This window comes from Aeromicrobium sp. REDSEA-S32_B7, assembly GCF_001626145.1.
Classification (GTDB): domain Bacteria; phylum Actinomycetota; class Actinomycetes; order Propionibacteriales; family Nocardioidaceae; genus Aeromicrobium; species Aeromicrobium erythreum.
Window position 1 is genome coordinate 1 of record NZ_LUNF01000196.1, and the last position, 7,241, is coordinate 7,241.

The 7,241-nt window shown below is 73.0% G+C and carries 8 protein-coding genes, 1 tRNA gene and 1 pseudogene; 4 read left to right on the plus strand and 6 right to left on the minus strand.

Features of this window, described 5'->3' with window-relative positions; translation table 11 throughout:
• Positions 1-482: hypothetical protein (locus A6Q79_RS13275; protein ID WP_317698601.1), on the plus strand; the 482-nt coding region annotated here is incomplete at its 5' end.
• Positions 483-535: 53 nt separating this feature from the next.
• Here the strand turns inward: A6Q79_RS13275 and A6Q79_RS13280 are convergent.
• The 3 genes from A6Q79_RS13280 to A6Q79_RS13290 are packed head-to-tail and all read right to left on the minus strand — an operon-like array spanning position 536 to position 2,943.
• The gene (locus A6Q79_RS13280) at positions 536-943 is read right to left on the minus strand and encodes an ester cyclase (protein WP_286689857.1); all 408 of its coding nucleotides are present in this window, start codon (positions 941-943) and stop codon (positions 536-538) included.
• A gap of 1 nt (position 944) precedes the next feature.
• Positions 945-2,264, minus strand: a complete 1,320-nt coding sequence (locus A6Q79_RS13285; protein ID WP_286689858.1) for a glycosyltransferase — start codon at positions 2,262-2,264, stop codon at positions 945-947.
• Between the two features lie 46 nt (positions 2,265-2,310).
• Positions 2,311-2,943: a TetR/AcrR family transcriptional regulator gene (locus tag A6Q79_RS13290; RefSeq protein WP_067859931.1), complete on the minus strand. Its 633-nt coding sequence runs from the start codon at positions 2,941-2,943 to the stop codon at positions 2,311-2,313.
• 168 nt (positions 2,944-3,111) lie between these two features.
• Here A6Q79_RS13290 and tatA point away from each other — a divergent pair, with 168 nt between their 5' ends.
• Together tatA and A6Q79_RS13300 are read left to right on the plus strand one after the other, a co-directional pair.
• On the plus strand, positions 3,112-3,294 hold the full coding sequence (gene tatA, locus A6Q79_RS13295) for a twin-arginine translocase TatA/TatE family subunit (protein WP_286689859.1): 183 nt from the start codon (positions 3,112-3,114) through the stop codon (positions 3,292-3,294).
• Positions 3,295-3,297: 3 nt separating this feature from the next.
• Positions 3,298-4,692, plus strand: a complete 1,395-nt coding sequence (locus A6Q79_RS13300; protein ID WP_158509213.1) for an LCP family protein — start codon at positions 3,298-3,300, stop codon at positions 4,690-4,692.
• Between the two features lie 86 nt (positions 4,693-4,778).
• Here A6Q79_RS13300 and A6Q79_RS13305 read toward each other — a convergent pair.
• Positions 4,779-4,854: transfer RNA gene (locus tag A6Q79_RS13305), tRNA-Thr, on the minus strand.
• An 89-nt stretch (positions 4,855-4,943) separates the two neighbouring features.
• On the opposite strand from A6Q79_RS13305, the gene A6Q79_RS13310 reads away from it, so the two are divergent.
• Positions 4,944-5,240, plus strand: a complete 297-nt coding sequence (locus tag A6Q79_RS13310) for a chorismate mutase (protein ID WP_083516457.1) — start codon at positions 4,944-4,946, stop codon at positions 5,238-5,240.
• Positions 5,241-5,296: 56 nt separating this feature from the next.
• Here A6Q79_RS13310 and A6Q79_RS13315 read toward each other — a convergent pair whose 3' ends face one another.
• Both A6Q79_RS13315 and A6Q79_RS13320 read right to left on the minus strand, forming a co-directional pair.
• The gene (locus A6Q79_RS13315) at positions 5,297-6,847 is read right to left on the minus strand and encodes an alpha/beta hydrolase (RefSeq protein WP_067859937.1); all 1,551 of its coding nucleotides are present in this window, start codon (positions 6,845-6,847) and stop codon (positions 5,297-5,299) included.
• Positions 6,844-7,241 (minus strand): annotated as a pseudogene (locus tag A6Q79_RS13320) (DNA polymerase III subunit delta'); the annotation flags it as partial. The gene A6Q79_RS13315 and the pseudogene A6Q79_RS13320, both read right to left, overlap by 4 nt.

The following is a 7,241-nucleotide window of genomic DNA, read 5'->3' on the forward strand; positions in this document are numbered from 1 at the left end:
ATAAGAGACAGACTCGGCGCTCCGGCCGGCTGCCGCGGACGTGGCCGGGCGCCCTGCGACGTCTGCGCGTGATCGGGGCAGTGGCGGTGCTGGTCGGCGGCGTCGGCGGCCTGGTCGGCGCACTGCTCGCGACGGGACCGGTGCTCCTGTGGTGGCCGGCGCTCTCCCTGCTGGTGCTGACCGGCGCGCTCGTGTCGCAGGCGCTCGAGCACCTGATGGACGCGTGGGGCTGGGGGCTCGCCGTCACCCTCCTCGTCCTCACGGCGCTCCCCGACCTCGCCGGCACGGGCACCTGGATGCAGCCGGTCGTGTGGCGCGAGGTCACGACGCTGCTGCCGCACGCGGCCGGCATCGAGATCCTGCAGCAGCTCACCGGCGGCACGGCTGGCGCGCTCTGGCGCCCGTGGGCGGTGCTCGCCGTCTGGTGTGCCGTGGGTGGCGCCACGTCGACGCTCGCCCGGCGCGAGCGCTCGGCTGGCTGAGCGCACCAGTTCGTCCCGGCGCCCGGCGGCGTGAGCGGGCGGGGCGCGGGAGCTCAGTCGCCGAGTGCGCCGACCTGCGACAGCAGCTCGACCTGGTCGAAGTACAGGTGCTCCGACCGCAGTCGGCTGCCGTCGACCTCGTAGACGGCGGCCCACCGGAACGACACCTCGCGCCCGGTCGGCGCGAGGCTGCCGCCCGCACCGCGCAGGGTGCCGGTGTGCGTGCCGACGAAGCGGCCCTCCGCCGCGACGCGTGACCCGCTCCCGAGCACGGAGACCAGCTCGAGGCGCCCGTCCGGGAAGCCGTCGTGGAAGACCCGCAGGAAGGCGAGCACGGCCTCCCGACCCGAGGCCGACGCACCGGGGGCGATGATCTCCGCGTCCTCGGACCAGGGCTCGGCGGCCTCGTCGCGGGCGTTGAACGCGTCGACGTGACGCCGGACGACCTCGTGGCTCGACATCTCATGACTCCTTCGTGAGGGGCGGGTAGGAGGACTCCTGGACCAGCGCCTCCACGTCGTCGACCAGCCCGACCACCCCGCTGGACCGGGCGATCGCGACGCCGACCTCGTGCGCTCGGCGGGCGTACGCACCGTCGTCGAGCACCGCCCGCACGGCACGCCCCACGGCGGCCGGGGTCGGGCGGCCGGTCCGCAGGTTGATGCCGACCCCGGCGTGCTGCACGCGGGTCGACGTCTCGACCTTGTCCTCGGAGTCCCCGGCGATGACGATCGGGACACCGTGGCGCATCGCGTGGTGCAGCCCGCCGTAGCCACCGTTCGTGACGAGCACGTCGGTGCGGGCCAGCAGCTCGTCGTAGGGCAGGTAGCTGGCGACGAAGACGTTCGCGGGCAGCGGGCCGAGGTCGTCCAGCGCGGACGTCGGGCGACCGCCGGTCGTCACGGCGACCTGCACGTCACGGTCCGCCAGGGCCTCGACGGTCGGCCCGACGACCTCGGTGAAGTCGGTGTTGGCGACCGTCCCTTGGGTCACGTGCACGAGCGGGAGGTGCGGGTCGAGGTCGTCGAACCAAGCGGGTGTCGCGACGTCGGCGACCTCGGCTGCCGGCGGGACCATCGGGCCGTAGAAGCGCAGGCCTGCCGGCGCGTCGGAGCGCGCGTACTCGAACTCGGGGACGGTGAACTGGGCGAGCAGGTCGCTGCGGTCGAGCACGTCCATGAAGAAGGCGCCGTCGAGCCCCGGCGCGCCGACGTCGGCGAGGAAGCGGTCGAGGCTGCGGTGGACGGGCCGGAGCACCACGCGCGACGTGCGGTACAGCAGGCGGTTGCGGAGCCGGTTCGGCACCGTCCGTCGCCACGGCACGAGTCCGAGTCCGTAGGGCGCGGTGTCGACGCTGCTGAACCCGGCCGGACCGATCCCGCACAGCACGGTCGCGGGACGCTGGTCACGGGGGCGCGAGAAGAGCGTCTGCACACCCAGGAAGGTCATGTCGTGGAGGACGACGTCGGCGGGCTCGTCGGCGAGCATCTGCTCGAGTGCCTGTCCGGCCGGCGCAGCTGGGGCGACGAAGGCCTGTTCCACGCCGTGGTTGATGGTGGCGAGGCCACGGGTGCGCTCCCCCGCCCCGATGGAGTCGAGCGTGTCGGCCTCGGCCGGCAGCGCCACGAACTCCGCTCCGCTCGCGCGCACGGGAGCCTCGTAGCCGGCTCCCGTGAGCATCCTCACCCGCCATCCGCGGCGGACGAGCTCGCCGGCCACCACGGACAGCGGTCCGACGTGTCCGGTCGCCGGCATGCTGCACAGCACCGCGCTGCGGCTCATGGGCGTCTCCCTCAATTGACTAGAGTGAGACTAACCCCAATATGGGTCACCCGTCGAGCGCCGCCCCCAGCTCGTCCAGCTGCCGGCGCAGCCACACGCCGTAGCGCGTCGGCGTCCACCCTCTCTCGCGGACGAGGTGGATCCACGGCTCGGGGCCGACGACCAGCCCGAGCAGGTCGGCCGCCTCGGACGCCTGGTCGGCGCGGAGCCGTCCGCGCGCGACGAACCACCCGGCGGCGATGGTCATGTCGCGGTGCCGGCGCTCCTCCAGGTCCTGCACCGCCGAGCGGACTCTCGCGTCGACGTCCGCGGCGGACACCATGGCGTGCAGGAGCGCCGCGGACCGCAGGTTCGCCTCGACGAGGAAGTCGACGTACCGCTCGATCGCCACGCCCGTGTCGGGCTCGGCCATGATGTCGACCAGCTCCGGACGCTCGGCGAGCGGATGTCGACCTTCGTCACCGGCCAGCGTCAGCTCGTGCGCCGCGACGAGCAGTGCGTGCTTGGGGCCGTGCGCGTGCACGGTCTGCACCGACGTGCCCGCCTCGGCCGCGATCGCCTGCATCGACGTCGCCGCGTAGCCGTCGCGCACGAAGAGCGTCCCCGCCGCCTCGACGATCCTGCGGCGCGTGGCCGCGGCGACGGCGTCGCGGGTCGGGGAGCGGTACGCACGCGGCATGCAGCGAACCGTATCGGAGCACGAACCGCACCACCTGGGGTCGAGCCCGCCTCGAGCCCGAAGGGCCGTGACGCGGTTCAGGCGTCTCTCAGGCGAGAGTTGTTAGCGTCGACGGGTCGTCGCGGCGCGCAACCAGACGGCGAGCAACGGGCAACACGAGGGAGAAGCATGCTGAGGCAGATCGGTGCGACGGAGCTGTTGATGGTGGTGGGGGTCGCCGTGCTCCTGTTCGGCGGCCGCAAGCTCCCCGAGCTGGCCCGCGGCTCGGGCCAGGCGCTGCGCATCTTCAGGCAGGAGATGCGCGAGGAACCCCCGAGCTCGGAGGAGGAACCGGCCCGGACGGCGGAGTAGCTCGTGGAGCAGGAGCGCACCCCCACCGCGACCGCCCCTCCCACGCGGGCCCGACGACGCATGCTCCAGCGGCGACGCCGCACCGTGCGCGTCGTGCTCGTCGGTGTCGTCAGCCTCGCGCTGGTGGCCGGCGTGGCGCTCGGCGTGCTGCAGTGGCGTCTGTCCGCGAACCTCAGCACGGCGACCGTGGGCGACCACCTCGTCGAGGACGACACCGACACCGGTGCCCTCAACGTCCTGTTCATCGGCTCGGACTCGCGCGACCTCCGGACCTCGAAGCACGGCAACGGCGACGGCAGCCGACGCAGCGACGCCCTCGTGCTGGCTCACGTCGCCGCCGACAACAGCCGCATCGACGCCGTGCAGATCCCGCGCGACACGCTCCTCGACCTGCCCTCGTGCGACGACGCCGACGGGACGTCGCACGCCGGGGGTCCAGGCATGATCAACGCGGCGCTGCAGCACGGTCCCGCCTGCAGCGTGCGTGCCGTCGAGGCACTCAGCGACGTGCACGTGCACCACTTCGTCGAGCTCGACTTCGACGGCTTCGCCGACATGGTCGACGCGCTCGGTGGAGTCGACGTGTGCCTGCCCGAGGCGCTGCGCGACGACGACGCGCACCTCGACCTGCCGGCCGGGAAGCAGCGCGTCGACGGCACCGACGCGCTGGCGCTGGCCCGCACCCGTCACGCGATCGGCGACGGCAGCGACCTCAGCCGCATCGGCCACCAGCAGGTGGTGATGTCGGCGATCATCCACGAGGTGCGCTCGGCCGAGGTGCTGACCCGCCCCGACCGGCTCGTGAGGTTCCTCGACGCAGCCACGCAGTCGATGACCGTCGACGACGACCTCGCCAGCACCAGAGCCCTCGGCCGCCTCGCACAGCGGGTGCGATCGGTGGACCCTGCTCGCATCACCTTCATGGCGATGCCCACGGCGGCTGCCCCACAGGACCCCAACCGCGTGGTCGCCACCGACGACGCCCGCACCGTCTTCTCCGCCATCGACGCCGACGAGCCGGTGCGCCTCGCGTCGGACCGACCGGCTCCCTCGCCGAAGCACGCACCGATCGAGGTGCTCAACGGGGCGCGGGTCCCTGGCCTCGCCGCGTCGGCCGCCGGCCAGCTCGAGTCGCTCGGTCACACCGTCGTCGCCGTGGGCGACGCGCAGGAGCCGGCCGAGCGGACGATCCTCGTCGTCGACGGCTCGGACCGCGCGAAGCGCACCGCAGCCGCCGTCGCCCGCTCCTTCGGGCTCGACGTGGAGCCGCAGGTCGACCCCGACGTCGCGGGAGTGCGCCTCGTCCTGGGCGCCTCCGACGCCACGGGCCTGCAGGTCCGCGACACCCCCGCCGTCGAGACCACCTCGCGACACGCCGACGAGGACCTCTGCAGCTGAGCGAGAAGCCGGGTGGACATGCCCATCGAGTGCGACAGCTGCGAGCACGACGAAGGCCCGGTCCGCTGCTGCGTGACCGGGCCTGGTGGAGCCGCCTGTCGGAATCGAACCGACGACCTTTTCATTACGAGTGAAACGCTCTACCGACTGAGCTAAGGCGGCGAAGGTCCCGCGAGGATCGCCCGCAGAACCTCGTACAGCCTACCCCTGCCCCTCCAGCGGGACACACGGGCCCCCCTACACTCGACCCCGTGACCGGGACAGAGGACGTGCGGGCCGAGCTGGACGACATGCGCTCCAGCATCGACAACATCGACGCCGCCCTCGTGCACCTGCTGGCGGAGCGGTTCAAGTGCACCCAGCGGGTGGGCCGGCTGAAGGCCACGCACGACCTGCCTGCCTCCGATCCCGACCGCGAGGCACGCCAGATCGAGCGGCTCCGCTCGCTCGCCGTCGAGTCCGACCTCGACCCCGCGTTCGCCGAGAAGTTCCTGACCTTCATCATCGACGAGGTCATCCGCCACCACGAGGCCATCCGCTCGGCCTGAGCCCGCCCCCGTCGCCGCGGCACCGCCGAGCGGTGCGAGGCCGGACTGCGGCCGGACTACTCGTCGGGGCAGGTCGTGCCGTCGCGCGGGACGGTGCCGTCGACGAGGTAGGCGTCGACAGCCTTGACGATGCAGCGGTTGCCGGAGCTGTAGGCCGTGTGGCCGTCGCCCTCACGGGTGAGCAGCACGCCCTCGCGGTCGCCCAGCTGGTCGGCCAGCGCCTTGGCGTTCTCGTACGGCGTCGCAGGGTCGCGGGTGGTGCCGATGACGACGATCGGCGACGAGCCCTCGGCGTCGATCTCCACCTGCGGGCGCTCGGCGGGCTCGGGCCAGTCGGTGCAGCCGAGGGTGCCCCAGCCGAGAGCGGCACCGAAGACCGGCGAGACCTTCTCGAAGCGGGGCAGCTCGGCCTCCACCTCGGCGACGCTCGGCCGCTCGCGGTTGTCGAGGCAGTTGACCGCGATGTTGGCCCACCCGATGTTGCCGTCGTAGCTGCCGTCGCTCTGCCGGGAGAAGTAGAGGTCGTTGAGGCGCAGCAGCAGCGACCCGTCGCCCCGCAGCGCTGCCGTGAGCGCCTGCGACAGGACGGGCCACGCCGCCTTGTCGTAGAGGGTGACGGCCACGCCGTAGAACGCCCGGCCCTTCGTCAGCTCGCGGTCGGTCCCAGTGGGCAGCGGCTGGTCCTCCAGCCGGGACATGAAGGTGGCCAGCGCCCGGTTGGCGGCGTTGGGGTCCTGGCCGAGCGGGCACGACTCGAGCTTCGCGCACGCGTCGAGATAGGCGTCGAGCGCGCGCTGGAACCCGGTGGCCTGCCCGAAGGCGGACCCGAACACGTCCTGGGCGGGGTCGACGGCGCCGTCGAGCACCATGGCGCCGACCTTCTGCGGGAACAGCGTCGCGTAGGTGGCGCCGAGCTGCGTCCCGTACGACGCGCCGAACCAGTCGAGCTTCTGCTGCCCCATCGCGGCGCGCGCGACGTCCATGTCGCGGGCGGCCTCCTCGGTGGAGACGTGTCCGGCGAGCTCGCCGGAGTTCTTGGCGCACGCCTCGCCCAGCTTGCGGACGCCGGCGCGCAGCTCGCGCACCTCGGCCGACGTGCTCGGGTCGGGGTCGCTGGCCGCGTAGGCGTCGAACTGGGCGTCGGGCAGGCACTCCAGGGGCGAGCTCTCGCCGACGCCGCGGGGGTCGATGCCGACGATCGTGAAGGCGTCGCGCACCGTCGGCGCCATGCTGCCCGCCAGGCTCGCGGCGAAGTCGATCGCCGACCCGCCGGGTCCGCCGGGGTTGACGAACAGCACGCGCGTGCCGTCGCCGGTGCTGAGGTAGCGCGCGGCCTTGAGCGTCGTGGTCGCGCCGTCGGGCTCGTCGTAGTCGATGGGGACGGTGATCGTGGCGCACTCGGAGTCACCGCCGCAGCCCTTCCAGGTCAGCTTCTGGTCGTAGAAGCGCTGCAGGCCGTCGGGAGCCTGCTCGCCGGTGGGCTGGATCGCCTGGGCGGCGGGCGAGTCGTCGGACGCGCCGTCGCCGTCGCGGACCACGAGCAGGACGCCCGCGACGACCGCAGCCACCGCGGCGAGGGCGATCAGGACGATCAGCGGTCGTTTCATCGGCTCCGGAATCCCATCATCATGCGTTCGAGGGTGAGCAGCGGTGCTGCGTTCGCGGTGAGCGCCTCGCGCGCCTCGACGATCGCACCGATCCGGCTCAGCGTCGACTCGGGCGTCCACAGACGGGCCGCCTCGCGCACCGCGTCGGCGACGTCGGCGTTCACGAGCGGTGCGCCGGGGGCGGTCTGCACGGCGACGACGTCGCGGCAGAACGACAGCAGGTCGAGCAGCACCCCGTCGATGGAGTCGCGCGCCAGCCGGGTACGACGTCGCTTCTGGTCCTTCTCGAGCGAGGAGACCGCCCCGGCGTAGCCGGCGGGGCGACGGCCGCGGTCCTCCACGCCCCACGACTGCTTGAGGTCGGCGCTCTCGCGCTCGTCGGCGACGTCGGCGA